The sequence below is a fragment of the Microbacterium sp. B19 genome (assembly GCF_000333395.1).
Classification (GTDB): domain Bacteria; phylum Actinomycetota; class Actinomycetes; order Actinomycetales; family Microbacteriaceae; genus Microbacterium.
This window is the reverse complement of sequence record NZ_BADA01000571.1, coordinates 1-1,685: the sequence shown is the minus strand read 5'-3', so window position 1 is coordinate 1,685 and position 1,685 is coordinate 1. Positions and strand designations below refer to the sequence as shown.

General features: G+C 72.5%; 3 protein-coding genes. All 3 read right to left on the bottom strand.

Going from position 1 to position 1,685, the window contains the following annotated elements:
- The coding region (locus tag I5G_RS19580) for a S8 family serine peptidase (protein ID WP_022880573.1) at positions 1-607 on the bottom strand (607 nt) is incomplete at its 3' end.
- A complete protein-coding gene (locus tag I5G_RS19575; RefSeq protein WP_022880572.1) occupies positions 604-1,122 on the bottom strand; it encodes a DUF501 domain-containing protein in 519 nt (172 codons plus the stop codon). The genes I5G_RS19575 and I5G_RS19580, both read right to left, overlap by 4 nt.
- Before the next feature lie 49 nt (positions 1,123-1,171).
- The gene (locus I5G_RS19570) at positions 1,172-1,672 is read right to left on the bottom strand and encodes a septum formation initiator family protein (protein ID WP_036329558.1); all 501 of its coding nucleotides are present in this window, start codon (positions 1,670-1,672) and stop codon (positions 1,172-1,174) included.
- Positions 1,673-1,685 lie beyond the last annotated feature (13 nt).

The following is a 1,685-nucleotide window of genomic DNA, read 5'->3' as shown; positions in this document are numbered from 1 at the left end:
GACGATCGCGAGCCTGACGATCCCGAAGAAAGCCGACGCGAAGGACTGACCGCCGCGGCGCTGCCGTCGTGTGTCCCAGGATGTGCGGGTTTCGGCGGTGGTTTCTGCACGAAGTGGGACACGACGTCGCGCGGCGCGCGCTATCGCTGCGGCGTGTCCCACTATGTGCGGGTTTCGGCGGTGATTCCTGCGCGAAGTGGGTGGACAGCAGTTGCGCGTCCGGCGCGACGCCGATCATGCCCGTCTGGTCGCCCGTGCCGCGCGACGCGGCGAGCGAGGCGACCCAGCTGCCGTGATTGGCGTCCACCGCGCCGACCGGCGTGCGCCCGTCGGCCGCTCCCACGCCGGAGACGTCGGTGCCGCCGGCGACGGCGCCCGTGAACTCCACCGGCCCGCGGGCGATCCCGGTGTCGATGATCGCGATCTTCTGGCCCGCGCCGCGCGTCGTCTTCCACGCCTCGCGGATGCCGTACTGATCGAGCCAATACTCCGCGGCGCGGGTGGGATCGGTGGACTGCTGCGGATTCGGGGCTGGGGTCGCCGCCGCGCCCGTCAGCAGCACCGCGCCCAGGACGACGGATGCCACGGCCGCGACGACGCGTCTCATCCGCCCGCCCCGGGGGTCTCGCATTCGCAGCGCTCGGGCGACCACGTGCCCCGCGCGAGGGCGCGGTCGCCGATCGGATTGACTCCCGGACCGGCCGCGAGCGCGTGCCCGGCGAGAGCATGCAGGCACTTCACGCGCGTCGGCATCCCGCCCGCTGAGATCCCGGCGATCTCTTCCGGCTCGCCGTAGGCCGCGCGGTCGCGCAGATACGCCTCGTGCGCGGCCAGGTAGGCCGCGCGCAGGTCGTCGTCGGCGGCGAGCTCGTCGGAGAACTCCTTCATGACGTGCCCGGCCTCGAGCACCGACATCGCCGCCGTCGCTGCGGGGTGCGTCAGGTAGTAGAAGGTGGGGAACGGGCTGCCGTCGTCGAGACGGGGCGACGTCGCCACCACGGTCGGGTTCCCGCACACGCAGCGCGCCGCGATGCCGATCACCCCGCGCGGAACACGTCCGAGCTGCGACCGCAGCACGTCGAGATCGGCGTCGGAGGCGGGGGGAAATGGCGGCGTAGTCATCGGTTCCAGGGTACCCGCCGCCCCCGACACGCTCGGTCGGGAGCCTCGATCAGGGGGTGGGCGCGGGGTCGGGGACGCCGATGGCCGGTGCCGCCACCTGCGCCGCACCGGCCGAGGTCACCGACCGCACGAGCTGCGACATCCAGTCGGTGCGCGTCTGGCCGACGTCCTGCGAGACGTCCTGCTGCTCCTGCGGAGCCTGCGACGCGGGAAGGTCGTCATCGATGAGGTACACGACCTCGCCGGGCATCGTGTAGAAAAGCCGCTCGCGCGCCTGGGTCGTGATGTACGCGGGGTCGGACCAGCGCTCGCGCTGCGATCGGAGGTCGGCGACCTCGTTCTGGCTCAGGGCGACGGCGCTCTGCAGCGCCTGGATCTGCTGGCGCTGGTTCATGTACGTGCCGACCGTGGGCACGAGCACGAACGTCCCGAGCACGACCAGCCCGAGCATGATCACGACGAACCCCGAGATGCGCAGTCCCCCGAGCCACTCCCGGACGTCGACGCGCGGCGCCCGCGCCCGGGCGGAGCGGACCGGTTCCCGCTTCACGGGGTCTTCGGAG

Coding starts and splice junctions, on each gene's coding strand:
- I5G_RS19575 (WP_022880572.1), bottom strand. CDS start 1,122: ATGACTACGCCGCCATTTCCCCCCGCCTCCGACGCCGATCTCGACGTG.